General features: G+C 69.0%; 25 protein-coding genes. 12 read left to right on the top strand and 13 right to left on the bottom strand.

The features are described from left to right. The first annotated feature begins 45 nt into the window (after positions 1–45). The gene (locus V4U86_RS27145) at positions 46–918 is read left to right on the top strand and encodes an arylamine N-acetyltransferase family protein (RefSeq protein WP_395308932.1); all 873 of its coding nucleotides are present in this window, start codon (positions 46–48) and stop codon (positions 916–918) included. Here the strand turns inward: V4U86_RS27145 and V4U86_RS27140 are convergent. Continuing rightward, on the bottom strand, positions 905–1885 hold the full coding sequence (locus V4U86_RS27140; RefSeq protein ID WP_395308931.1) for an acyl-CoA dehydrogenase family protein: 981 nt from the start codon (positions 1883–1885) through the stop codon (positions 905–907). The genes V4U86_RS27145 and V4U86_RS27140 overlap by 14 nt on opposite strands. 31 nt (positions 1886–1916) lie before the next feature. Then, entirely contained in the window at positions 1917–3071 is a 1155-nt protein-coding gene (locus V4U86_RS27135; protein WP_395308930.1) for an acyl-CoA dehydrogenase family protein, read from the bottom strand. Positions 3072–3140: 69 nt separating this feature from the next. Between V4U86_RS27135 and V4U86_RS27130 the strand changes: the two genes are divergently transcribed. The 6 genes from V4U86_RS27130 (at position 3141) to V4U86_RS27105 (ending at position 9239) form a co-directional block, all read left to right on the top strand. Then, entirely contained in the window at positions 3141–4055 is a 915-nt protein-coding gene (locus tag V4U86_RS27130) for a helix-turn-helix domain-containing protein (protein WP_395308929.1), read from the top strand. 1 nt (position 4056) lies between these two features. Further along, a complete protein-coding gene (locus V4U86_RS27125) occupies positions 4057–4584 on the top strand; it encodes a dihydrofolate reductase family protein (RefSeq protein WP_395308928.1) in 528 nt (175 codons plus the stop codon). A gap of 246 nt (positions 4585–4830) precedes the next feature. Then, positions 4831–6663 carry an acyl-CoA dehydrogenase gene (locus V4U86_RS27120; protein ID WP_395308927.1) on the top strand — a complete coding sequence of 611 codons (1833 nt, stop codon included), beginning with the start codon at positions 4831–4833 and terminating at the stop codon, positions 6661–6663. Between the two features lie 91 nt (positions 6664–6754). Beyond that, positions 6755–7069: a hypothetical protein gene (locus V4U86_RS27115; protein WP_395308926.1), complete on the top strand. Its 315-nt coding sequence runs from the start codon at positions 6755–6757 to the stop codon at positions 7067–7069. A 35-nt stretch (positions 7070–7104) separates the two neighbouring features. Beyond that, positions 7105–8589, top strand: coding sequence for a sensor histidine kinase (locus tag V4U86_RS27110; RefSeq protein ID WP_395308925.1), 1485 nt, complete (start codon positions 7105–7107; stop codon positions 8587–8589). Continuing rightward, positions 8574–9239 (top strand): response regulator transcription factor, encoded by a 666-nt coding sequence (locus tag V4U86_RS27105; protein ID WP_395308924.1) that lies wholly within the window; start codon positions 8574–8576, stop codon positions 9237–9239. Before V4U86_RS27110 ends, V4U86_RS27105 begins: the two co-directional genes overlap by 16 nt. Before the next feature lie 72 nt (positions 9240–9311). On the opposite strand, the gene V4U86_RS27100 is transcribed toward V4U86_RS27105, so the two are convergent. From V4U86_RS27100 to V4U86_RS27075, 6 genes are all read right to left on the bottom strand, one after another. Further along, on the bottom strand, positions 9312–9503 hold the full coding sequence (locus V4U86_RS27100) for a hypothetical protein (protein ID WP_395308923.1): 192 nt from the start codon (positions 9501–9503) through the stop codon (positions 9312–9314). 191 nt (positions 9504–9694) lie between these two features. After that, a complete protein-coding gene (locus tag V4U86_RS27095; RefSeq protein ID WP_395308922.1) occupies positions 9695–11167 on the bottom strand; it encodes an aldehyde dehydrogenase in 1473 nt (490 codons plus the stop codon). 55 nt (positions 11168–11222) lie between these two features. Next, positions 11223–11987, bottom strand: coding sequence for a class I SAM-dependent methyltransferase (locus tag V4U86_RS27090; protein WP_395308921.1), 765 nt, complete (start codon positions 11985–11987; stop codon positions 11223–11225). Positions 11988–12010: 23 nt separating this feature from the next. Beyond that, a complete protein-coding gene (locus tag V4U86_RS27085; protein ID WP_395308920.1) occupies positions 12011–12769 on the bottom strand; it encodes a nuclear transport factor 2 family protein in 759 nt (252 codons plus the stop codon). After that, complete coding sequence (locus V4U86_RS27080; protein WP_395308919.1) at positions 12759–13340, bottom strand: GXWXG domain-containing protein; 582 nt, start codon at positions 13338–13340, stop codon at positions 12759–12761. Before V4U86_RS27080 ends, V4U86_RS27085 begins: the two co-directional genes overlap by 11 nt. Next, positions 13337–14320, bottom strand: coding sequence for an oxygenase MpaB family protein (locus V4U86_RS27075; RefSeq protein ID WP_395308918.1), 984 nt, complete (start codon positions 14318–14320; stop codon positions 13337–13339). Before V4U86_RS27075 ends, V4U86_RS27080 begins: the two co-directional genes overlap by 4 nt. 124 nt (positions 14321–14444) lie before the next feature. Here V4U86_RS27075 and V4U86_RS27070 point away from each other — a divergent pair, with 124 nt between their 5' ends. Both V4U86_RS27070 and V4U86_RS27065 read left to right on the top strand, forming a co-directional pair. Further along, positions 14445–15059: a TetR/AcrR family transcriptional regulator gene (locus tag V4U86_RS27070; protein WP_395308917.1), complete on the top strand. Its 615-nt coding sequence runs from the start codon at positions 14445–14447 to the stop codon at positions 15057–15059. A gap of 12 nt (positions 15060–15071) precedes the next feature. Continuing rightward, positions 15072–16244 (top strand): glycosyltransferase family 4 protein, encoded by a 1173-nt coding sequence (locus tag V4U86_RS27065; protein WP_395308916.1) that lies wholly within the window; start codon positions 15072–15074, stop codon positions 16242–16244. Here V4U86_RS27065 and V4U86_RS27060 read toward each other — a convergent pair. Together V4U86_RS27060 and V4U86_RS27055 are read right to left on the bottom strand one after the other, a co-directional pair. After that, positions 16228–17805 carry a hypothetical protein gene (locus V4U86_RS27060; protein ID WP_395312231.1) on the bottom strand — a complete coding sequence of 526 codons (1578 nt, stop codon included), beginning with the start codon at positions 17803–17805 and terminating at the stop codon, positions 16228–16230. The two genes, V4U86_RS27065 and V4U86_RS27060, sit on opposite strands and share 17 nt — an antisense overlap. Positions 17806–17828: 23 nt before the next feature. After that, complete coding sequence (locus tag V4U86_RS27055; RefSeq protein ID WP_395308915.1) at positions 17829–19043, bottom strand: DUF3068 domain-containing protein; 1215 nt, start codon at positions 19041–19043, stop codon at positions 17829–17831. Positions 19044–19131: 88 nt separating this feature from the next. Between V4U86_RS27055 and V4U86_RS27050 the strand changes: the two genes are divergently transcribed. Then, positions 19132–20298, top strand: a complete 1167-nt coding sequence (locus V4U86_RS27050; protein WP_395308914.1) for an acyltransferase family protein — start codon at positions 19132–19134, stop codon at positions 20296–20298. Here V4U86_RS27050 and V4U86_RS27045 read toward each other — a convergent pair. Beyond that, on the bottom strand, positions 20292–21269 hold the full coding sequence (locus V4U86_RS27045; protein ID WP_395308913.1) for a phosphotriesterase-related protein: 978 nt from the start codon (positions 21267–21269) through the stop codon (positions 20292–20294). The two genes, V4U86_RS27050 and V4U86_RS27045, sit on opposite strands and share 7 nt — an antisense overlap. Before the next feature lie 87 nt (positions 21270–21356). Here V4U86_RS27045 and V4U86_RS27040 point away from each other — a divergent pair, with 87 nt between their 5' ends. Next, the gene (locus V4U86_RS27040) at positions 21357–22253 is read left to right on the top strand and encodes a metal-dependent hydrolase (protein ID WP_395308912.1); all 897 of its coding nucleotides are present in this window, start codon (positions 21357–21359) and stop codon (positions 22251–22253) included. Positions 22254–22312: 59 nt separating this feature from the next. Next, entirely contained in the window at positions 22313–23317 is a 1005-nt protein-coding gene (locus V4U86_RS27035; protein WP_425590837.1) for a PDR/VanB family oxidoreductase, read from the top strand. A gap of 1 nt (position 23318) precedes the next feature. On the opposite strand, the gene V4U86_RS27030 is transcribed toward V4U86_RS27035, so the two are convergent. Both V4U86_RS27030 and V4U86_RS27025 read right to left on the bottom strand, forming a co-directional pair. Beyond that, positions 23319–23714, bottom strand: a complete 396-nt coding sequence (locus V4U86_RS27030; RefSeq protein WP_395308910.1) for a PPOX class F420-dependent oxidoreductase — start codon at positions 23712–23714, stop codon at positions 23319–23321. Further along, positions 23711–24175 carry a MarR family winged helix-turn-helix transcriptional regulator gene (locus V4U86_RS27025; protein WP_395308909.1) on the bottom strand — a complete coding sequence of 155 codons (465 nt, stop codon included), beginning with the start codon at positions 24173–24175 and terminating at the stop codon, positions 23711–23713. The genes V4U86_RS27030 and V4U86_RS27025 overlap by 4 nt, the downstream gene beginning before the upstream one ends. Positions 24176–24294: the final 119 nt, after the last annotated feature.

Raw genomic sequence — 24294 nt, 5'->3', positions numbered from 1 at the left:
CGGCGGCCGACGAAACTTGACCTGAACTGCGGTTGAGGCTCTTGGATGGGGTCTGTGAAGCCCGACACCGCCGCGTACCTCGCCCGGACCGGTTATCCAAAGTCCCAGCCGGTGAAACCGACCCTGGCCACGTTGCACGCCCTGCATGCCGCGCACAACAGATCCATCCCGTTCGAGAACCTTGACCCGGTGCTGGGTACGCCGGTGGCCGACCTCGGTGTGCGGGCCCTGACGGACAAGCTGGTCACCCGCGGCCGCGGCGGGTACTGCTACGAGCACAACGGACTCTTCGGCTACCTGCTGGAGGACCTGGGGTACCGGGTGGACCGGCTCGCCGGGCGGGTGATCTGGATGAGCGGACTCGCGGGGCGACTGCCCTCGCAATGGGATGCGCCGATCCCGGCCAAGACGCACAACGTCCTGGCCGTCACCGTTCCCGGGGAGCAGGACCGGTTCCTCGTCGACGTCGGCTTCGGCGGCCAGACGCTGTCCTCGCCGATCCGGCTGCAGGCGGGGCCGGTGCAGCAGACCCGCCACGAGCCCTACCGACTCGTCGACGCCGGCCCCGGCGCGCTGCGGCTGGAGGCCGAGATCCGGGGGGCCTGGCAGCCGTTGTATGTCTTCGGCACCGAACCGCAGCGGCGCACCGATCTGGAGGTGGGCAGCTGGTACGTCTCGACCCACCCGCGGTCGATCTTCGTGGTCGGTCTGTCGGCCGCGCTGGTCACCGATGACGCCCGCTGGAACCTGCGTGGTCGCGACCTCGCCGTGCACACCCGCGACGGCACCGAGCGGATCCGGTTGGCGTCGGCGGCCGAGGTGCTCGAACAGCTCACCGACCGGTTCGGGATCGACCTGACCGGGCTGGGCGACGTGGAGGCCGCCGTCAGCCGGGTGCTCGACATCACGGGTAGCTGATCAGCACGTCCCACGGATCGGACGCGGCCAGTGCGAGCCGGCCCAACCGGCGGGCGTAGGACGCGGTGCTGCCGAACTCGTCGGCCCAGCTGCGCGCCCGCATGGTCGCCGACCACAGCTGATGCTCGATGGTGACCCCGATGGCCCCGTGCAGCTGGTGGGCGATGGTGGTCACCGGTGTCACGGCACGTCCGACGGCCACCTTCGCGATCGTCACCGCGTAATCGGCCCGGGGGTCGGCAAACCCATGATCGGCCACCGCTGCGGTAGCCAGATCTGTTGCTGCTCTTGCCTGTTCGATCTCGCCGGCCATGGCGGCCAGGGAATGCTGGACGGCCTGGAACTTGCTCAACGGCCGGCCGAACTGCACCCGCTCCGAGGTGTGGGCGACGGTCAGCTCCAGCGCGGAGTCGAAGGCGCCGACGATCTGCACACACCGCGCCCACGCGCCGCGGCGGGTCAGCTCGTCACCGATCGCGCCGTCCAGGCGGGTCAGCCCGGGGGTGTCATAGGCCAGCGTGCCGCGTGGTTCACCGGCGAGGTTGTGCCCCGGGGTCACCTCGGGGTCGTCGAGAAAACCGACGTGGAGCCCGTCGGCGTCGCGGGCGGCCAGCAGCACCGCGGCGTCGGCGGGCCACGGCACGTCCCGGGCGACGCCGTCGGCGCCGAGCGCGACCGTCAGCGGGCCGGCCGGGACGTCGAGCCCGGCGTGGCCGGCGAGCCAGCCGGCCAGCAGATCCGTCTCGGCGATGGGCACCGCGCCGGCGTGGCGGGCCAGCCCGGCCAGCACCACCGCGGCCTCGGCCGGCCCCGCCTCCTGCTCGGTGGTGAGCCGGGTCAGCCCGGACTCGTCGAGATTGCGCCACAGGTCGGCGTCGAACACCTCCGGCAGCCGGCGCTTACCGAACTGCGCGTCGTAGGACCGGCGGCCGATGTCGTCGACCAGTTGCTTGAGCTCGTCCAACATCAGTGCCCTCTGTTCTTCGCGCAGGCGCTCATCACCGCACTCCCAGCCCGCGGGCGATCACGCCGCGCAGCACCTCGTTGGTCCCGCCGCGCAGGGTGAACATCGGCGAATGCTGGCGGGCGGTGGCCAGCACCGCACGCAGCCGGGACGCGTCCTGCTCGGAGTGCACGTAGTCCAACAGTTCGGCGCACAACTCCACCGACTGCTGCTCGAAGCGGGTGCCCAGATCCTTCACCAGCGCTGCCCGCGTCGCCGCGTCCTGCCCGTCGGACAAGGCGCGTGCCACCGACACCGACAGCTGCCGCAGCGCCATCGCACGACCCATCAGGTCGCCGACCTCCGCGGCGGTACGGTCGTCGACGTCGTGGCCGCCGAGTGCCTTGATCACCCCGACGATCAGCGTCGCGGTGGACAGGATGCGTTCGGGACCGCTGCGTTCGAAACCCAGCTCGGCGGTCACCTGATGCCAGCCGTCGCCGACCTCGCCGAGCACGTCGGCGTCACCGACCGCGACGTCGTCGAAGGTCACCTCGTTGAAGTGGTGATGGCCGTCCAGCGTGACGATGGGACTGATCGTGACGCCGGCAGAGTCCAGCGCGACGATGAACTGGCTGAACCCGGCGTGCCGATGCTCGGGGTCCAGCGCGCTGGTACGGGCCAGCACGATCGCGAAGTGCGCCCGATGGCCGCCGCTGGTCCACACCTTGGTGCCGGTGATCCGCCAGCCGTCATCGGTGCGGGTGGCGCGGGTGGCGGTGGCGGCCAGATCGGATCCGGCGCCGTGCTCGCTCATGCCGATCGCGGAGTAGAGCCGACCCGCGGCGATACCGGGCAGCAACCTGGCGCGCTGCTCCTCGCTGCCGTAGCTGAGCAGGGACGGGGCGACCTGCCGGTCGGCGAACCAGTGTGCGGCGACCGGGGCGCCCGCCCCGAGCAGTTCCTCGGTGACCACGTAGCGGTGCAGGAAACCCAGCCCGTGCCCGCCGTACTCGGTCGGGATCGTCAGCCCGACGAACCCGGCGTCGGCGAGCCGCTCACTGAAGGCGGCGTCCCAGCTGGTCAGCCACGAGTCGATGGCCGGCTGCCAGCCGAACCGGTCCCGGTCGTCGGCCACGAACTGCCGGACCCGGATCCGTAGATCGGCCAGCTCACCGTCATTGGCGCAGAGCGCATCGAATTCACTCACCGAGTGCGGAGTCTATGGCAGCAGGAAAAGTCATGTCCCCGGCCCGGGCCCACCGCGATACTCGACACCGTGAGTGCCCAACCGAATGCGCCGCGCCGGGACCGGCTGCGTGAGCTGCTCGACGCGGTCGTCGACGATGCGAACACCGATGTGCCCGGCATGGCGCGCAGCAGTTTCGCGTCGGCGTTTCACTTCTCCCGGGAGGTCAGCCGGCTCACCGGCGAACCACCGGCCGCGCTGCGGCGCCGCGTCATGCTGGAACGCGCGGCGTGGCGGCTGCAGCGCGGCGAGGGGGTTGCCGCGGTGGCGCTGGAGGAGGGCTGGTCCGCGCCCGAGGTGTTCTCCCGGGCCTTCCGCCGGGCGTTCGGGGTGCCGCCCTCGCAGGCCGGTGATGTCGGGTTCCGGCTGCCGGCACCCAACGGGGTGCATTTCCATCCGCCGGAGTCGCTGTGGCTGGACAGCCCCGGCGATACGAACCGCCCCGATGTCTGTCTGTTGATGACCGCCCACGATGTCGCCGATACCGCCTACCTCATCGGCGTGGCCTCGGGGTTGTCGGAAACCCAATGGGCCGAATCGATTTCACCTGGACAGGTGGTCCTGGACTGGGACGGTGAGGAGACCAGTGTCGGTGCGGTGCTCGGCGCGCTGGTGTGGACCAAACAGGTGTGGCTGGCCAGCATCGAGGGCGCCGACCAGCCGGTGCGGCCCGAACGGCGATCGGCCCGGCAGCTGGCCGCCGACCACGAGGACGTGTCGGCGCGGTGGACGGCGATGGTGGCCGACTACGGGGAGCAGGGCCGGCTGGCCGACACCGTCATCGACGCGCTGTGTGATCCGCCGGAGTCCTTCCAGCTCTACGGGATCATCGCGCACGTGCTCACCTATTCGGCGCACCGACGGGAATTGGTGCGCGCCATGCTTTCCCGGCACGGAGTCGAGGTCCGCCGGGGCGACCCACTGGAATGGATGCGAGGTAACTGAGATGGCAACCGTCTATTTCACGGCCTCCAGCCTGGACGGATTCGTCGTCGACGAGGCCGACAGTCTGGACTGGCTGCTCACCCGTGACTTCGACCCGAACGGGCCGTTCGGGTACGAGGCCTTCAACGGTGCGGTCGGTGCGCTGGTGATGGGTTCGACCACCTACGAGTGGATCGTGAAAAACCAACCGGGTGAATGGATGTACACCCAACCGTGCTGGGTACTGACCAGCAGGGCGGGCCTGGTGCGCGACGGTCACCCGGTGCACACCTTCAACGGTGCGGTCACGACGCTGCACACCGAACTGCTGGCCGCCGCCGGGGACAAGGACGTCTGGGTCGTCGGCGGCGGTCAGACCGCCGCCCAGTTTGTGATGGCAGGACTGGTCGACGAGATGGTGGTCAGCTATGCCCCGTGCACGCTCGGCGCCGGCGCTCGTCTGTTGCCGGTCCGGTCGGAGTGGGAGTTGATCGAGATGGACCGAAACGGCGAATTCGTGTGCGCGCGCTGGCGCAAGGGTGCTGCTTAGGCCGCCCGGGAAGGCCACCACTGCCGGCCGAGGAGGTCGCGCCGCAGGGCGGGGCGCCGGCGATCACCCAGCTGCCGGGTGAAGCGCCGGCCAGCGATATTGAGCTCGATGAGCACCATCGGGGCGCCTCCTGATCTGTGCGTTCCAGTTCACGGACAGCAACGCAGAGTGACCGACGCAATATTCCCGGTCACAACCAACCGGTTCGTCGGGACCGGGGCCACCCGCACCGTTATTCTCACCGGCATGGGTCACTACATTTCCAACGTTCGTGACGTCGAGTTCAACCTCTTCGAGGCACTGCACCTGGACAAGGTGCTGGCGACCGGGGAGTTCGGCGATCTGGACGGCGAATCGGTCCGCGACATGCTCGCCGAGGCTGCCCGGCTGGCCGAGGGTCCGATGGCCGAGGCGTTCGCCGAATCGGACCGCAACCCACCGACTTTCGACCCTGCGACGCACACCGTCAGCTACCCGGAACCGTTCAAGGCCGCACTGCAGGCCTGGCAGGACGGTGAATGGTTCCGGATCGGTCTGGACGAAGCGGTCGGCGGTGTCCCCGCCCCGGCCATGCTCACCTGGGCTGTCAGCGAGTTCGCGCTGGGCGCCCAGCCGGCCGCCTACATCTGCCACTCCGGGCCGATGCTGTCCAACATCATCTACGACATCGGCAACGAACAGCAGAAGCACTGGGCGTCGCTGATGGCGGAGCGGAACTGGGGCGGCACCATGGTGCTGACCGAACCCGACGCCGGATCGGACGTGGGCGCAGGCCGTACCAAGGCGGTTCAGCAGCCCGACGGCACCTGGCATCTGGATGGCGTCAAACGCTTCATCACCAACGGTGACACCGGGGACGTCTACGAGAACATCGTGCACGCGGTGCTGGCCCGTCCGGAGGGCGCCGGTCCCGGTACCAAAGGGCTGTCGCTGTTCTTCGTGCCGAAGTTCCACTTCGATCCCGAGACCGGTGAGATCGGGGAGCGCAACGGCGTGTTCGTCACCAACCTGGAACACAAGATGGGCCTCAAGGCGTCGGCGACCTGTGAGCTGACCTTCGGCCAGCACGGGACGCCGGCGGTCGGCTGGCTCGTCGGCGACGAGCACAACGGCATCGCGCAGATGTTCAAGGTCATCGAGTACGCACGAATGATGGTGGGCACCAAGGCGATCGCCACCCTGTCCACCGGTTACCTGAACGCCCTCGAATACGCCAAGACCCGGATTCAGGGCGCGGACCTGACCCAGATGACCGACAAGACCGCGCCGCGGGTGACGATCCTGCACCATCCGGACGTGCGCCGGTCCCTGCTCGCGCAGAAGGCCTACAGCGAGGGGCTGCGGGCGCTGTACCTCTACACGGCGGCCCATCAGGACCCCGGCGTGGCCGCCGTCGTGTCGGGCGCGGATGCGTCGATGGCCGAGCGGGTCAACGACCTGCTGCTGCCGATCGTGAAGGGCTTCGGTTCCGAGCGCGCCTACCAGTACCTCACGGACTCGCTGCAGACCTTCGGGGGATCGGGTTACCTGCAGGACTACCCGATCGAGCAGTACATCCGCGACGCCAAGATCGACTCACTGTACGAGGGCACCACCGCCATCCAGGCGCAGGACTTCTTCTTCCGCAAGATCGCCCGCGACCAGGGGGCGGCCCTGACCCATCTGCTCGGGCAGGTACAGGCGTTCCTGGACCGTGACTCCGCCCGCCCCGAGATCGCCGACGGCAGAACAGCTTTGGCCGCCGCGGTCGCCGATGCGCAGGGCATGGTCGGGGCGATGACCGGTTACCTGATCGGTTCGCAACAGGAACCCCGCGAGCTGTACCGGGTGGGCCTGGGCTCGGTGCGGTTCCTGCTGGCCATCGGTGACCTGCTGATCGGCTGGCTGCTGCTGGAACACGCCGAGATCGCACTGGACGCTCTGGACGGGGCTTCGGGCAAGGACCGCGCGTTCTATCAGGGCAAGGTGGGGGCCGCGGATTTCTTCGCCCGGCACATTCTGCCGCGGCTGTCCTCCGACCGCGCGGTCATCGAGTCGCTTCAACTGGGGTCGATGGAGCTGCCCGAAGAGGCGTTCTAGCCCTCCCTTCCCGCCCCGGCGCAGTGGTAGATGAGAGCGTTCTCATCTACGTCTCACCTTCAGGACACCGCCGACGGCCAGGGTGGACGTCATGAAGGCGACGATTCTCATTCCGATGGCGGTGCTTGCCGCCGCGGGCGCCGCCACCGCCGTGGGTGTGTCGATGACGTCGAGCGCCGACGACGCACCGGCGTCCCCGATCGTCGTGCACGCACCGCAGCGGGTACCAGGCCCGGCCGGATCCGACCTGCCCGCAGCGCCGCATCCCGCCACGCCGCCGCCACCCCTGGTCAGCGCCGAACCGAAGCTGCCACCTCCACCGATCGACGTACCCGCGCCGCCACCGGCCATCACCAGCGATGACGACGACTGGGATGACGATGACGACGGGGGTTGGGACGACTGAACGAATCGGATCGGCCACCGGGCACGATGGTCACCATGCCCTTGCACGCGCCGACCCGCTCGACGCGGCGACGACTGCTGCCTTCGACCGCACGGACCCGGATCATCGGTTGGGTGCTGCTGCTGGTCCTGGCGGCGCTGGGCATCGTGACGTTCGTGACCTGGCGGCTGCTGGTCTCCGGGATCAACAACCGCATGGATGAGGCACTGCGGTTCGAGGTGCAGGAATTCGCCGAGCTCAGCGCGCCCGGCATCAATCCGCGCACCGGTGAACCCTTCGCGGGCGTCGACGATGTGATCCGCGAGGCCATCGCCTACAACATCGCCCGCCCCAACGAGAAGTTCCTCGGCTACGTCGACGGCGAGTACCGCACCCAGAGCCGGCAGGAGCCCGGTACACCAGAGATCCTGGCCGGGGACGCCGCCTTCACCGCGCTGGTCGCCGACCTGACGGTGTCCACCGAGGGCCGCTACGAGCATGCCGAGGCCGGCGAGGTGCGTTACCTGGCCATCCCGGTCACCCTCGACGGCAACCCGGGCCGCGGCGTCATCGTGGCCGCCTATCTCGGCGACGCCGAACGTGCCAGTGCCGACGACGCGGCCCGGCTGATGCTGGTGGTCGGCGCGATCACCGTGCTGGGCGCGGCTGGAGCCGCCTGGCTGGTGGCGGGGCGCATCCTGGCGCCGCTGCGCGATATCGTCGACACCGCCCGAAACATCACCGAAACCGATCTGTCCCAACGCATCCCGTCCACCGGCGAAGGTGACGAACTCGACGCGCTGGTCGGCACCGTCAACGGCATGCTCGACCGGGTGGAGACCGGGGTGTCGGCTCAGCGCCGGTTCATCGATGATATCGGCCACGAACTGCGCACCCCCATCACCATCGTCCGCGGGCACCTCGAAGTCGTCGATGCCACCGACCGCGAGGACGTGGTGTCCACCGTCGCCCTGGTGGACGACGAACTGGACCGGATGAACCGCATGGTGTCGGATCTGATGCTGCTGGCCCGCGCCGAGCAACCGGCCTTCCTGCACCCCACTGCTGTCGATATCGGGGCGCTGACCGCCGATGTCTTCGGCAAGATCGGCCGGCTCGGCCCACGCGACTTCGTCCTGGACGCCTCCGCGCAGGTGGTCGCCGTGGTGGACCCGCAGCGCATCACCCAGGCGCTTGTCGCGTTGGCGGACAACGCCTGTCGGTATACGCGGCCCGGTGACCGGATCAGCGTCGGATCTCAGCTGTCCGGTGGGTGGTTGCGCTTCTGGGTGGCCGATACCGGTCCCGGGGTGAGCGACGCCGACCGGGCGCGAATCTTCGAACGTTTCGGCCGCGGCAGCGCCGGCGGAAAGCGTTCCGACGGTGCGGGTCTCGGCCTGTCCATCGTGCGCGCCATCGCCCACGCGCACGGCGGTGAGGTGCTGTTGGAGAGCACGCCGGGTCGTGGTGCCACCTTCACCGTCATCGTTCCCGCACATGCCGTATCACCGGAAGGAGAGGGTCCATGGCCCGCGTCCTGATCGCCGAGGACGAGCCGCGTATCTCGTCGTTCGTGGAAAAGGGCCTGTCGGCCAACGGTTTCACGGTCACGGTGGTGGCTGACGGACTGTCCGCCTACGACTACGCCGTCACCGGGAGCTTCGATCTGATGGTCCTGGACATCGGCCTGCCGGAAATGGACGGTTTCGCGGTGTTGCGCAAGCTGCGCCAACAGCGCTGCACTCTCCCGGTGATCGTGCTGACCGCACGGGACAGTGTGCAGGACACCGTGGCCGGATTGGAGGGTGGCGCCGACGATTACATGCCCAAACCGTTCCGGTTCGAGGAACTGCTGGCCCGGGTCCGGTTGCGGCTGAGCTCGAGCAGGGCCACCGAACTGACGGTGCTGACCTACGGCGGCCTGCAACTGGACCTGCGGACACGCCGTGCGAACGTGGGTGGGCGGACGGTCGATCTGTCCGCGCGCGAATTCGCCCTGGCCGAGACCTTTTTGCGCCACCCGGGTCAGGTGCTCTCCCGTGAGCAGTTGCTCAGCCATGTGTGGGGCTATGACTTCGACCCCAACTCCAACGTGGTCGATGTCTACGTGCGCTATCTGCGGCGCAAACTCGGCGCCGAACGGTTCGTCACCCTGCGCGGGATGGGATACCGGCTGGAGAACCTCCCCTGATGCCGAAACGAACAGACGGGCGGGGAATCCCCAGGAGCCACCCGCCCGTTCGTCATTCTCGGCGCACAGGGACTAGTCGTCCCAGCGGTCGTCCCAGTCGTCGTCGTACCAGTCATCCCAGTCGTCATCGGCCAGGATGGTCGTCCCGGTCGCCGGGGTCGGGGCGACGGGTGCCTGGCGATCGTCGGCGAAGGCGGTGCCGGCGCCCAGGAAGCCCAGCCCGGTCAGGGCCAGGGCGACGGCGAGGATCTTGGCGTTCTGCATCGGGTTGCTCCTTGCTAGGTGTTTCTCTGACACCACAAGGTTCGCCACTGAGCATGAGGACAAAAGGAGCCCCGGATGAGCGGACTCTCATCTCCCTTTCCCCGGCGAGAAATCCCCGCAGCGGGAGACGCCCCCAGCGAATGGCCCTCAGATCCCGAGATCTGAGGGCCATTCACATCTGCTGCGCAGGACTACTCCGGGGTGTAGCCGAACGGCAGCAGCACGCTCTTGGACTCGCAGTACCCGGCGATCCCCTCCGGTCCGCACTCGCGGCCGATGCCGGAGTTCTTGTAGCCACCGAACGGGGCGCCGGCATCGAAGGCGTACATGTTGATGCCGTAGGTGCCGGTGCGGATCTGCTTGGCGATCTCCAGCGCCTTGGCGTTGTCGGTGGTGTACACCGAACCGGCCAGGCCGTAGACCGAGTCGTTGGCGATGCGCACCGCGTCGGCCTCGTCCTCGTAGGGGATCACCACCAGGACGGGTCCGAAGATCTCCTCCTGGGCGATGGTCATCGAGTTGTCCACGTCGGCGAACACGGTGGGCTGCACGAACCAGCCGCCGTCCAGGCCCTCGGGCCGTCCGCCGCCGGTGACCAGCCGCGCCCCCTCGTCGAGGCCCTTCTTGATATAGCCCTCGACGCGCTCGCGCTGCTTCTCGCTGATCAGCGGGCCGATCATGGCGGCCGCGTCATCGGGCAGTCCCGGGGCCATGCCCGAGGCGGCGGCCGCAATCTTCTCCACGACCTCGTCGTAACGCGACCGCGGGGCCAGGATGCGGGTCTGGCCGACACAGGCCTGACCGGAGTTCATCAGGCCGGAGAAGATCAGCATCGGCAGGGTGGCGTCCAGGTCGGCGTCCTCCAGGATGATCGCCGCGGACTTACCGCCCAGCTCCAGCGTGCACGGCTTGAGCTTCTCGGCGGCGATCTTGCCGATCTCCTTGCCCACGGCGCTGGACCCGGTGAAGGTGAACTTGTCGATCTCCGGGTTGTCGGTCAACGCACGCCCGGTCTCGGGGCCGCCGGGCACCACCGAGAGCACGCCCTCGGGCAGCCCGGCCTCGGCGAACACCTCGGCCATCAGGTTGGTGGTCAACGGGGTCTCGGCGGCGGGCTTGAGCACCAGGGTGCAGCCGGCCAGCAGGGCCGGGCCCAGCTTGTTGGCGGCCAGGAAGAACGGCACGTTCCAGGCGACGACGGCGCCGACGACGCCGATCGGCTCCTTGAGCACCAGGGTCTGGCCGTACGCGCCGTCGCGGATGTCCTGCCAAGCGAACTTGTCGGCCGCCGAGGCGTAGAACTGCAGCGTCGACATGGCCGCGCCGTACTGCATCATGTCGACGATGGTCTGCGGCTGGCCGGTCTCCAGCTTCAGCAGCGCCTTGAACTCGTCGGCACGCGCCTCGATCAGCTCGATCGCCTTGGCGATGACGGCCTCGCGCTCCTTGGGCGTCAGCCGCGGCCAGGGGCCCTCGTCGAAGGCCTTGCGGGCGGCGGCGAAGGCGGCGTCGACGTCGGCCTTGGTGGCCAGCGGAACCTGGCCGACCTTCTCGCCGGTGGCGGGGGAGTACACGTCGATGGTCTCGGAGGTCGCGGGCTCGACCCAGCGGCCGCCGATGAACAGCTTGTCCCACGTGGTCTGCAATGCCGTGCTCTGTGTCATAGCGGTCACACTACCGAGTTCTGGGTCAAACGAGAACACGTTGCAATTGACCGTCTCAAGTTGGTTGCAGCACCAGCACCAGATTGCTCACGCCGAACTCCCGCAACCCTGCCACCTCGGTCATCCACCATGCCCAACGCGGGTGGTAGCGGGGAAATGCGGCGACCAGCGAGCCGGTGCTGTTCGCCCAGCGCAGACCGTCGGCGGCCGACACCGCGAACAACGACGAACCGTAGTCGTTCTTGGGCCGGTGACCGTGTTTGCGGGCATACCGGTCCGCGGCCCGGGCGCCGCCCAGATAGTGCGTCAGCCCCATCTCGTGCCCGCCGAACGGGCCCAGCCACACGGTGTAGGACAGCACCACCAGCCCGCCGGGCCGGGTGACCCGCAGCATCTCGTTGCCGAGGCGCCAGGGGTGGCGCACGTGCTCGGCGACGTTGGAGGACAGGCAGATGTCCACGCTGTCGTCGGCGAAGGGCAGGGCGGTGCCCGAGGCGCGGACGAAGGTGCCCGCGCCGGGGTCGGCTGCGGGCCCCGCGTGCATCTCGGTGGGATCGGGCTCGACCCCGATGTAGGACATCCCGGCCGCGCTGAACGCCGCCGCGAAATAGCCCGGTCCGCCCCCGACATCGAGCACGACGCGGCCGGCGGGCGTGCCGGCGTTCAGGCCCGTCCACAGGTCGGCAACCATGTCCACGGTGTCGGTGGCCAGCGCGCCGTAGAACCGGGCCGGGTCGCTCTGTTCGAACCGGAAGGCGCTGAGCAGGCGTAACGACCGTCGCAGGGTGGCCCGGCGGGCGAACTGACTGGTGGGCCGCACCGGGCCAGCCTACGAGCCGCCGGTCAGCGCAGGCTGAGCAGGGAGGTCACCCGGCGCTGTACATCGGCGGCCATGGCGGGGATCTTGGTGGCGCCGAACATGCCCCGTAGCGCCCAGCTGTCGCCCCTGGGCAGGATGCCGGTGCGCTGCAGTCCGTCGAGGAGGTCATAGAGGGTCTCGCCTTCCTGCATCAGACCCTCGGCGTTGAAGTGGTACCGGTCGACGGCCGGGCACTGCAGGAAGGCGCCGTTGCCGTAGACGACCGGCGCAGAGTCGTCGTAGGGGTGCAGCCGCAACGGCCCGGTCCAGTGCCCACTGCCGATGTAGCGGATGACGGTGCGCACGGTGCCCTCCGGGGTGACGTCGATGTACACCTGATCGGGCAGCGGATCGTAGCGCCAGTCCGGGATGGCGTCGAAGAAGGAGAAGTTGTATTTGACGAACTCCTCGATGCCGACGATGGTGTGCCCGAAGGTCGTGACATCGGTGTAGCGCACATCGGGGGCGTAGAGCTCGTCGTTGATGCTCATATCGCGGACCAGGAAGCTCCACCAGTACTTCTTGGCCCAGGTCATGATCCAGGACAGATCCATGTCGAAGGCCTTGCTGTAATGGTCGAGCTTGCGGTCGAAGTCGACGAACCACTGCTTGGTCGTCGCCTGCAGTTCGTGCTCCTGGTAGACCCGGATCGGCTCGGCCCGATTGGATTTCAGGTAGGTGGGCACGTGTCCCTGCAGGCGCGGACGGTCCAGCGCAGTCTGGAACTCTTGCTCATCGAACATTGTTGTCTCCTCGGTTGTCTCGTTGCAGGACGAAAAAACAGGGCCGCGGCATGCCGGGGTACTCCATCGAGCCGAGGACGATGTCCTGGCCGACGAGCCGGAAGTGGTCGACGACCGGGCGGTCGTTGTACGACATCGCGGCGGTGGTGACCCCGCGGTGGGTGCGCATCTGGAGATGGGCGCCGTGTCCGCGGGCCGTCACCGCCGGGCGCAGCAGCGACATCACCCCGGGCATGAGCGATTTCACGAAGCCCGGGGTGGGGATGGGGTGCGAGATCAGCACCATCGGCACCCGCGCGGGGTTCAACGGGAACGGGTTGCCGGCTGCGTCGGCGACCACCAGCGGGTGCACCCGGTCGGGGCCGTCGAACTGCTTGCCGTACCAGGCGACGTTGGCCAGGGCGCCGTCGAGCGGATGGCCGGTGTAGACCTCGCGGCCCACCCAGCGGCCGCGCAGGACGGCCTGTCGGCACGGCGGCAGTTCGTCGAACAGGTCCTGGGCTTCGGCCGGGCTCAATCGCAGCGGCTCCCGGCTCGGGGCGTCGACGGTGATGAGATCGATTGTGCTCAAGATGGATTCCCCTGCGCCGACATGTGTCGGCGGGCTTTCGACAACACCGCGGCATCGGCGGCGCCGAGGTATCCGGTGACCGCGGCCCGTTGCACCGCACCGATCCGCAGCAGCGCGAACAGCGGCAGTGCGGCGAGGTAGACGCCGTCCAGCAGCGGGTCGGCGATCGACGGCAGGCCGTGTAACCGCCGGGACGGCTTGGGTAGCGCGGCATAGGCGACGGCGGCCGAGCCGACCAGCACCGTGTCGGTGATGGTGGCGCGGATGTCGTCCAGACCGTCCGGGCGCAGCAGGGCCAGCGCGGTCCGCAGCTGTGCACGGCTGAAGCCCGGCCGCCAGGTGAACTTCGCCGATACCGACTTGTAGTACGTCGCAACCGCTTCCGCGGACCTGGGGATCTTCTCGGCGGGCACCCCCATAAACACCGCCAGCTGGGCCATCTCGGCGAAGTAGCGGTCCCGGTCGGTGTCGGGCAGCCGGGAGGGCAGCGCACCGTCGACGAAGTCGAACCGCTCGTAGGCGATCAGCGCGGCATGACTGATGGTCACCGCGGCGAACAGCATGGTGTCGGCGTCCACGGCGGCGTACGGGGTGACGCCGTCGGCTCCCGTCCCGGACAACGGGCGGTGGTAGTTGAACAGCCGCCGCGCACAGGAGTCGGCATCCTCCCTGCTGCCGAACACGATCGGCAGCGGCACCGCCAGGGTGCGGCGCAGCCGGTCGTGGAAGGAGCCGCCCTTACGGGCCTGCGGGTCGCGCCCGCGCTGGCGTTTCCGGTTCGTCGGGAACAGCGGGTCGTGGTCGTAGAGCACGTTCTGGAAATCGATGTGCGGTGCCTCCAGGAGGTTGGTGATCTGGGCGATCATCAGCGCCGCGGCCGGTGAGGTGAGCACCCGCCAGGTCACCGAGTCGGGTCCGTAGTAGCCGGACCCGTCCGGATCGTCGGCGTCCGCAGTGTGCGTCGCTGCCTGCTGCTTCATGGATAACGGCCGCTTCCTGTCGAGGGGTAAAGGGCTCTTCAAGGGCTCAAGCAACTGGAATCATATGATTCCAGTTGGTGCGCGGCAAGGGTATCCCGCAGATCCTCGTGAGAGGATCGGCGCCGTGGCACCGACGAAGGTCTGGCGCGGCCAGACGCTGCGGGACCGCACCGCAGACCGGCGGACGACCCTGCTCGACGTCGGGCGCAAACTGCTCGGATCCGGGGGATCGGCGGCGGTCACCATGCGCGCGGTATGCCGCGACGCCCAGCTCAGCCCCCGCTACTTCTACGAGAGCTTCGACAGTCGTGAGGACCTGCTCGTCGCGGTGTACAACCAGGTCGAGGAACGGCTGCTGGCGCACCTCGTGAGCCGGCGCACCGATCACCCGGTCACCCTGCGCGAGGTGCTGGAGAGCTGTGCGGACTTCTTCGAGGAGGATCCGCAGCGGGCCCGGATCCTGCTGCGCGAACCGCTGGCCGACGACACCCTGCGCAAGCACAGCGCCAGCCGCACCCCCGCGTTCGTGACCGCACTGATCCCGGTGCTGGGCCCCCAGCTGGGCGACCTGCTCTCCGGGGATGTGGCCCGGATCCAGATTCTGTCCACCGCGCTGGGCGGTGCCCTGGTGGCGCTCTACCTCGACTGGGCCGACGGCCGGTTGAACGTGAGCCGGGACACCCTCGCCGATGCGGCGGTCGACATCGTGATGGCGATGACCGGTTTCCGCGCGAGTTAGGCTGGCCGGGTTATGTCTCAAGCTCCCGGTGCCCGGCCCGTCCGGCGCGTGCTGCTGCTGGGCTGGCGCGACACCGGGCACCCCCAGGGCGGGGGCAGTGAGGCCTACCTGCAGCGCATCGGTGCCCAACTGGCGGCATCCGGAGTCGCGGTCACGCTGCGCACCGCCCGCTACCCGGGCGCCGGGCGCCACGACACCCTCGACGGCGTGACGGTCAGCCGCGGCGGCGGTCCCTATTCGGTCTACGTGCGGGCCGGTCTGGCCATGGTGGCCGCACGAATGGGCCTGGGCCCGCTGCGGCACGCCCGGCCCGACGTGATCATCGACACCCAGAACGGCATACCGTTCCTGGCCCGGCTGGCCTACGGGCGGCGCTCGGTACTGCTGGTGCACCACTGCCACCGCGAGCAGTGGCCGGTGGCCGGTCGGCGTACCGGCCGCTTCGGCTGGTTCGTCGAGTCTCGGCTCTCCCCGGCACTGCACCGCCGCAACCAGTACGTGACGGTGTCACTGCCGTCGGCGCGCGAGCTCACCGACCTCGGCGTCGACAGTGCGCGAATCGCGGTGGTGCGCAACGGATTGGACGAGGCCCCGTCGGCGACGTTGACCGCCGGGCGGTCCGCCACCCCACGGGTGTCGGTGCTCTCACGTCTGGTGCCGCACAAGCAGATCGAGGATGCGCTCGACGCCGTCGCGGCCCTGCGGCCGCAGATCCCGGGCCTGCACCTGGACATCGTGGGCGGCGGGTGGTGGGAGCAGCCGCTGGTGCAGCATGCCGCGGCGCTGGGCATCACCGATGCCGTCACCTTCCACGGCCATATCGACGACGAAGCCAAACATCATGTCGTGCAGCAGAGTTGGGTTCACGTGCTGCCCTCGCGCAAGGAGGGTTGGGGGCTGGCCGTCATCGAGGCGGCGCAACACGGGGTGCCGACCATCGGCTACCGTAGCTCCGGTGGTCTGACGGACTCCATCGTGGACGGCGTCACCGGACTGCTGGTCGACGGCCCTGACAGCCTCGTGGACGGGCTGCGCCGACTGCTCACCGACCCGGTGCTGCGCGAGGAACTGGGCGCCAAGGCGCGGATCCGCAGCGCGGAGTTCTCCTGGACGCTGTCCGCCGACGCGATGCGCACCGTGCTCGAATCGGTGCACGCGGGACAGTTCGTCAGCGGCGTCGTCTGAACCGGCCGACCGCCGTGGCGATCCCGGCTCCGGCCATCGTCAGCAGCCACACCAGATGCGCGCCGATCAGCAGCGGTCGTTTCGCGGCCGGCGGGGCCGATCCGCCGACGTCGTACAGCGCGATATCCTCATCCCGGTAGGTCAGTGGCAGATCCATTGCGGCCGAGCCGGATTGAACTACCACCCAGCCGATGCCGGCCCCGGCCAGCTCGTCGCGGGACGCACCGTCGAGCAGCAGCCGGGTTGCCGCACGGCCCCGCGCACCCTCCCCGGGCACCGTCTGCCCGCCGATCACCAGGTCGCCGCTGCCCAGCACCTCGGCCGACACCCAGCGCGGCAGCGGATCCAGCACCGGGGCCGGCCCGGCCCAGGAGAACTGCCGCATGCTGTCCGGCGGTAGCACCGCCACCGGTCGCGGGTCGGCGTTGATGATCGCCGCAACGGTCGCCCAGCCCGCGGGGTACTGCACCGCGCGCACCTTTCCGGCGACCCCGAAGGCCAGATCGGGCAGCACGGCGATCAGCGCCACGCAGCACACCACCGTCACCGAGCGCCCGAACCTCGCCACCCCGGCGGCGGCCAGCACATAGCCGGGCAGGGCCAGCGCCACCCACTTCTGCCCGTCCCGCAGCAGCCCCAGACCCGGCACCGTGCGGGTCAACCACTCGAGTGCGGCCAGACCCGGTCCGGTGGCCAGCGCCGCGGGCACCAGCACCGCGACCGCCGCGAGCACCAGCAGCGGACGTGCCTCGCGCCGGCGCAGCACCACCGGCAGCCCGGCGGCGACCACCGCCAACAGCACCCCGGTGGCGACCAGGGCGACCAACGTGGTGCGGGAATCGGGCACCGCCTGGGCGTTCCAGATGCCGCCCAGCCCGGCGAGGCTGCCCAGGGTGCCCAACCCGGGCTCGGCCCGGGCCGCGAACGCCGTCACCCCGGCACCGGCGGTCGAAGACAGGGAGTCGGCCACCGCCGCAGCCACCAGCCAGGGCAGCGCCGATGCGACGGCCGCCCCCGCCGTGACCCCGGCGTCGCGCCACGTCCGGCAGCAGACCAGCGCGACGATCGCGGCCAGCACCAGCCCGGTGGGCGTCAGACCGGCCAGCGCCACCCAGAACACCAGTTGCCAGTGCCGGTGGGCCAGCATCGCGGTGGCCACCCAGGGCAGGCAGCCGTAACCGACCAGCAGACTCCAATGTCCCTGCAGCAGACGCTCGGCCACATATGGATTCCAGATGGCCAGGGTGACGGCGACAAACTGGCCGCCCAGACCGGTGCCGGGCAGCACCTGGGCGACCAGCCGGGCGGCACCCCAGCCGGCCAGCCACAGCCCCAGGATCAGCAGCAGCTTCACCAGCACGCCGCCGTCGAGCACCTGGGAGGCCACCGCGATGGCGAAATCCTGGGGCAGCGCGCGCGGCGCCGCCTGGGTCAGGCCCAGCGCCGCATCGGAGAGATAGGACCGCGGTGTGGACACCGCGTCACGCAGCAGCAGATAGCCCGGCGCCAGCAGCGGCGCCGTCACCACCAGCGCCAGCACCAGCGCGTACAGCGCGGGCAGGTGCCGGCGGGTCGGTCGAGCGATCAGACCGGTCGGTCCGGCGGCAGGTCGGTGGGCCGCCGGGTCGGGATCTTCTCGGTCTGGGCTTCGGCGGCCGGCATCGGCCCGGAATCGGCGTCATCGCGGCGGCCGAAGAAGCCACGGTCGGACCCGTCCAGCCCGGGATCGATCAGCGCCGACTCGGCCCGCATGGCGAACGAGCCCAGCAGCACACCACCCACCAGCGTCACCAGGCCGAGCGCGGCGAACGTGATCGGCAGGATCCGGCTCCACAGCGCCAGATGGTCGGCCTCGTCACGCGCGGCGGCAACCTGCGACTCGACGGTCTTCTCGGTGGAGGTCACCGTGAAATCGGCGAAGGTCACCTCGGGCTTGAGCTCGTCGCGCGAGTAGTAGTGGAAACCATGCTCCTTGGCCTGCACGATGGTGCCGGTCACCGGATCCACCCAGAAGGTGCGCTGCGCCGCGTAGTAGCGCGTCATCGTGATCGGCTCGTACGGGTCTTCGGCTTCCACGCCCCACAGCGACGCCCGCGCGGTGACCTGGCTGTCCTCGTCGTTGTCGTAGAGCGACGCGTACCGCACCGGCTCGACCAGCTTGCCGTCGGCGTCGTAGCCGATGTTCTGGGTGAAGCGGTAGGTGGTCAGGCCGTTGACGTCTTCCTCACCGTCGTAGTTGGCGTCGAACGCCTTCTGCGCGATCGGATCGAAGTACGGGTAGGTCTTCTTCTCGGTGTCGAACGGGAACCGGTAGGACAGCCCCTCGTGGGGGAGCGCCACGTTGGTGGGCGGTGCGTCGTCCTCGATGGTGCGCGGCTTCTGCACGGCGCCGCCGGGATTGGTGTCGCTGGACACCGCCATGGCGGTGGCGCGGTCGAGCGTCACGGTGTCGACCATCGCCAGCAGCAGACCCTCGTCCTGCTGCTTGTCGGTGCGTCGCAACGAGCTGCCGACCTGCAGGGTGACGACGTCGGCGTTGGAGGGAGCCTCCACGCTGAGCTGTTGCTGCAGTGCCACCGGGACGTTCTCGTCGATGACGAAGCGCTCGGGGGACGACAGCGACGCAGGGTCGAGCGCGGTGCCGGTGCCCTCGCTCATCAGGTCGGCATCCATGTCGAGCGGAATCTTGGCGATCTTGCCGTGCGTGTAGGTGGACAGCAGCAATGCTGCGATCAGCAGGGCAGCGCCCAGCCCGAGAAGTCCACATGCGGCAATTCGCAGGGCCACTGCGCGGTTCAACCCGGCTCCCTTCGGTCGGAGTCGACCCTAACAGTCCACGATAAGGCCGACGACCATGGCGACGACAGTTACCGGCAGACTGGTCGCCATGACGGCACCCGAGGACCGGAGGAACTCCGGCGCATCCCGGGACTTCCTGCCCGCGGTCGAGGGCATGCGCGCCTGCGCCGCGATCGGGGTGGTGATCACCCACGTGGCGTTCCAGACCGGCAACACCGGTGGGGTTTCGGGCCGGTTGCTGGGCCGATTCGACCTGGCCGTGGCGTTGTTCTTCGCGTTGTCGGGATTCCTGCTCTGGCGCGGGCACGCCGCCGCCGAGCGCGGTATGCGCCACCGCCCCCGGACCGGGCACTACCTGCGGTCACGGCTGGTCCGCATCATGCCGGGCTATCTGGTGGCGGTCGTCGTGATTCTCACGTTGATGCCGGATACCGGCGCGAATCTCACGGTCTGGCTGGCCAACCTGACGCTCACCCAGATCTACGTCCCGTTGACGCTGACCTCCGGGCTCACCCAGATGTGGAGCCTGTCGGTGGAGGTCTGCTTCTATCTGGCACTGCCCTTGCTGGCCCTGCTGGCCCGGCGGTTGCCGGTGCGGGCACGCATCCCGGCCATCGCGGGGCTGGCGGCCGCGAGCCTGGCCTGGGGGCTGATCCCGTTCGACCCGCCCTACGGGGTGAACCCGCTGAACTGGCCGCCGGCCTTCTTCTCCTGGTTCGCGGCCGGCATGGTGCTGGCCGAGTTGTCGGTCAGCCCGGTGGGCTGGGCGCACCGACTGGCCCGCCGGCGGGTGTTGATGGCCGTCATCGCGTTGGCGGCCTTCCTGGTGGCGGCCTCACCGCTGGCCGGTCCCGAGGGCCTGACCCCGGGCACCGTCGGACAGTTCGTGCTGAAGACCTCGATGGGCGCGGTCGTCGCCGGTGCCCTGCTCGCGCCGCTGGTGCTCGACGCACCGGACACCGCGCACCGGCTGCTGGGCAGCCCGGTGATGGTGACGTTGGGCCGGTGGTCCTACGGACTGTTCATCTGGCACCTCGCCGCGCTGGCGATGGTGTTCCCGCTGATCGGGGAGTTCCCGTTCAGCGGGCACATGCCGCTGGTGCTGGCGCTCACCCTGGTGTTCGGCTTCGCCATTGCCGCGGTGAGCTATGCGCTGGTCGAGTCGCCCTGCCGGGAGGCGCTGCGGCGCTGGGAGACCCGCCACCACCGGGCCACCGCGCGGGACAGCGCGGTGCGCGACGCGGTCGCTCAGTGACCGCCGACGTCGGAGAAGATCCGGCGCGGGTTGTCCACCAGCATGGTCCGCAGCTGCTCGTCGGTGACCCCGCGCTGTCTGAGCGCCGGGATGACGTCGTTGTGGATGTGCAGGTAGTGCCAGTTCGGCAGGGCCGTAGCCACCACTTCCTCGGGTAGCGCGTCGAAGTAGCAGGACGCGTCGTGGGAGAGCACCATCTTCTCGGCGTGCCCGCGCTCGCACATCCGCGCGACGGTGTCCACGCGTTGTTCGAACGGCAGGATCGAATCCAGCCCGAACCGGTCCATGCCCAGGTAGGAGCCGGCGGCGATGAGTTCCTCCAGATAGTCCAGATCGGTGCTGTCCCCGGAGTGCCCGATCACCACGCGCTGCAGATCGACGCCCTCCTCGGCGAAGATGCGCTGCTGTTCCAGGCCGCGCCGGGTACCCGCGTGGGTGTGGGTGGAGATGGGGACACCGGTCTCGCGGTGCGCGCCGGCGACCGCGCGCAGCACCCGTTCGACGCCGGGGGTGACGCCGGGTTCGTCGGTGGCGCACTTGAGGATTGCCGCCTTGATCCCGGTCCCGGCGATGCCCTCGGTGATGTCGCGGACGAACATCTCGGTCATGATCTCGGGCCCGTCGAGCAGGGTGCCCGGCCCCTGGAAGTGAAACCGCATCGGCACGTCGTTGTAGGTGTACAGCCCGGTGGCCACCACGATGTTGATCTCGGTGGCGGCCGCGATCGCCGCGATCCGCGGGATGTACCGGCCCAGACCGATGACGGTCAGGTCGACGACGGTGTCGACCCCGCGGGATTTCAGCTCGTCGAGCCGGGTGATCGCGTCGGCGATCCGCCGGTCCTCGTCGCCCCAGGCGTCCGGATAGTTCTCGGCGATCTCGGTGCTCATGATGAACACGTGCTCGTGCATGAGCGTGACACCGAGATCCGCGGTGGATACCGGGCCGCGGGCGGTTTCGACGTCCGACATCCCGCCGATGCTAGGAGCCCGGCGCCGGTGTGCGGGCCGGTTCCGGTGTATCGACTTTTACCCGGTACCAGGGGTACCGTTTCGCGGATGGAGCTGTTGGACACGGATACCCCGGACGGGACGGCGATCGCGCTGCACGCGCGCGCCGTGCAGTTCGACCTGACCGATGTGCCTGCGCACTACGTGTACGGCCACCCGGTCGCCACCCACCTCTACAACGCGCTGTCGCTGCTGCTGCCTGCCGGTGAGGAATGGTTCATCACCGTGTTGAAGGAGGCGCTGCCCCACATCGACGACGGCAAGCTGCGCGAAGACGTCATCGGCTTCATGGGGCAGGAGGCCCAGCACGCCAACGCGCACACCGGCCTCAACGAATATCTGACCCGGCATGGGATCGACCCGGCGCCGATGATCGCCCGCGCCGACTACGTCTTCGGCAACCTGCTCGGCCCGCGCCCGGTCAGCGGCGAACGGGCGCACAACTACCTCGTCGAGCGGCTCGCGGTGATCGCGGCGCTGGAGCACATCTTCGCGTTCCTGGGCGACTGGGTGCTCAACGCCAAGGGGCTCAACGAGACCACCGCGCATACCACCGTCGTCGACCTGCTGCGCTGGCACGGCGCCGAAGAGGTGGAGCACCGGATGGTGTCGCATGACCTGCTGCACCACTTCGACGGCAGCTACCTGCGCCGGGCCCGGGCGCAGGTGGTGGTGGGGCCGGTGCTGCTGTATCTGATCTGGCAGGGGATCCGGTTCCTGCTCCGTGTCGACCCGAACGTGAACTGGTCGCCGCGCAGGCGTAAACGCGTGTGGCGCAGCCTGTTCCGTTCGGCACACGCGGGTCTGACGCCGTCCTTCACGCTGATCGTGTGGCGGGTGCTGCAGTATTTCCGCCCCCGCTACACACCGGGGGATGTGGGTGACACCGCGCAGGCGGTGGCCTACCTGGCCTCCTCGCCGGCGACCAGGCCGACCCGGCCGTGAAGCGGGTCCCGCCGGTCGGCGCACCGATCGACGACCGTGCCATCAATCTGGTGGCCACCATGCTGGACCGGTTCTGGCTGCGCCCGGTCAGCCGGTCCGGGTACGACGGGCGGCGTGCCGTCCGGGCCGCCGACGACGCGATGACCCTCGTACTGGCCGAGCGCCGCGTGGTCGCCCGCGACAATGACGTGGTGGCACTGACGTTCCGCGCCGCCGATGGTGTGGAACTGCCGCCCTGGCAGCCCGGCGGTCACCTCGATCTGCACCTGCCCTCCGGGCGGCGGCGACAGTACTCGCTGTGCGGCGACCCGCAGGACCGCTCGCGGTACCGGATCGCGGTCCGCCGCATCCCCACCGGCGGCGGGGGCTCGGTGGAGATGCACGCGCTGTCGGAGGGCGATACCGTCACCGTCCGCGGGCCGCGCAACGGATTCCCGTTCATTCCCTACCCGCGGGCTCTCTACATCGCCGGCGGTATCGGCATCACCCCGATCCTGCCGATGGTGCTCGCCGCTCAACGGCTGGGCACCGATTGGCATTTCGTGTACTGCGGCCGCAGCGCCGACACCATCCCGTTCCTCGACGAGATCACGTCCTGGGACCCGTCCCGGGTGACGATCCGCCTCGACGACGAGCAGGGGGTGCCCGGCGTCGAGGACCTGCTGGGGCACGCACCCGCACAGGGGGCGGTCTACGTGTGCGGACCGCCGCCGATGATCGAGACGGTGCGACGGAACTTCGCCCGATCCGGAGCTTCGGCACTGCATTTCGAACGCTTCAGCGCACCACCGGTGCGGGACGGGAAGCCGTTCGAGATCGAACTGGCCCGCAGCGGCGAGGTCCTCGACGTCGCCGCCGACGAAACGGTGCTCGACGCCCTGGTGCGGCACCGGCCCGACACCGCATACTCCTGCCGGCAGGGATTCTGTGGCACCTGCCGGGTCCGGGTGCTCGCGGGCACGCCCGAGCACCGCGACAACCGGCTCACCGACACCGAACGTGGCACGTCCATGCTGACGTGCGTATCCCGTTCGCTCACTGCGCGTCTCGTGCTCGACGTCTAGGTCAGTCGACGGACCGCGCAGTTGTTTCCGCCGCATCCAATCCCCATGACACGATGCGCCGGGGTGTGATGCGGATGACGTCTCCGCTCAATCCACCGTCGGTGGTGCCTGCGCCAGGATGAACGGTTGCCGTGCCGCGGATCTCGACTCCGCGGGCCCGGGGCGGCCGGATCGAAGCGACCTCATCGACGATGAAGGCGACCTTCGGGTTCTCGAGTACGTTGCGCCATTTCTGGGTGCCGGCGAGTGCGTGACCCACGATCTCTATGCCGGTGCGGTCGGCGGTGAGGTGTACTCCCACCGGGCGGATCTGTGGTTGCCCGTGGCGGTCGATGGTACCGAGCCTGCCGATCTGTTGTTGGCGAAGGAAGGACAACTCGGCGTCGGTGAAGGTCACGAGGTTGCCCCCGTCGTTCGGAGGTGTTGGTCGAGCCTGGAGAAAACCCGTTCTATATAAGGCATTTCGTCATCGTGAATACAGCTGAAGAACAGGTCGCGCACCGGCTCGGCGTGGATCGGTGCGGCACTTCTGAGAATGTCGGCTCCGGTCGCGGTGAGCACTGCCCGGTATCCGCGGCCGTCCTCCGGGACTGGCTCGCGCAGCACCAGGCCACGCTTGGACATGGAAGTGATCTGGTAGCTGATACGGCTGCGCGAGAACACCAACCGGTCGGCGAGGTCGCTCATCCTCAGCCGTTGCTGTGGGGCGTGTGACAGCAGCATCAGTACGTGATAGTCGATCAGCGACAGGCCGGTCCTGTCCCTGAGGTTCTCGTCCAATCGAGTCTCCAGGAGCAGGCTGGCTTCGATGTAGGGTCGCCACACCTGTTCCTGGGCGGCACTCAGCCTGGCCTTCATCACCTCTCCAGTCTCTGGTCAGGATGTTGATCATTCTCGGAGTTGCCGAGAAAAACCGATGTTTCGCTAAGAGATTCATATAGTTCAAATTTGTACTATAGCGTAGTGGCGCGAGGTAT

Origin of the sequence: Mycobacterium sp. AMU20-3851 (assembly GCF_043974665.1) — a bacterium.
In the GTDB taxonomy this organism is placed as follows: Bacteria; Actinomycetota; Actinomycetes; order Mycobacteriales; family Mycobacteriaceae; genus Mycobacterium.
This window is presented reverse-complemented; position numbering and strand designations above follow the sequence as displayed.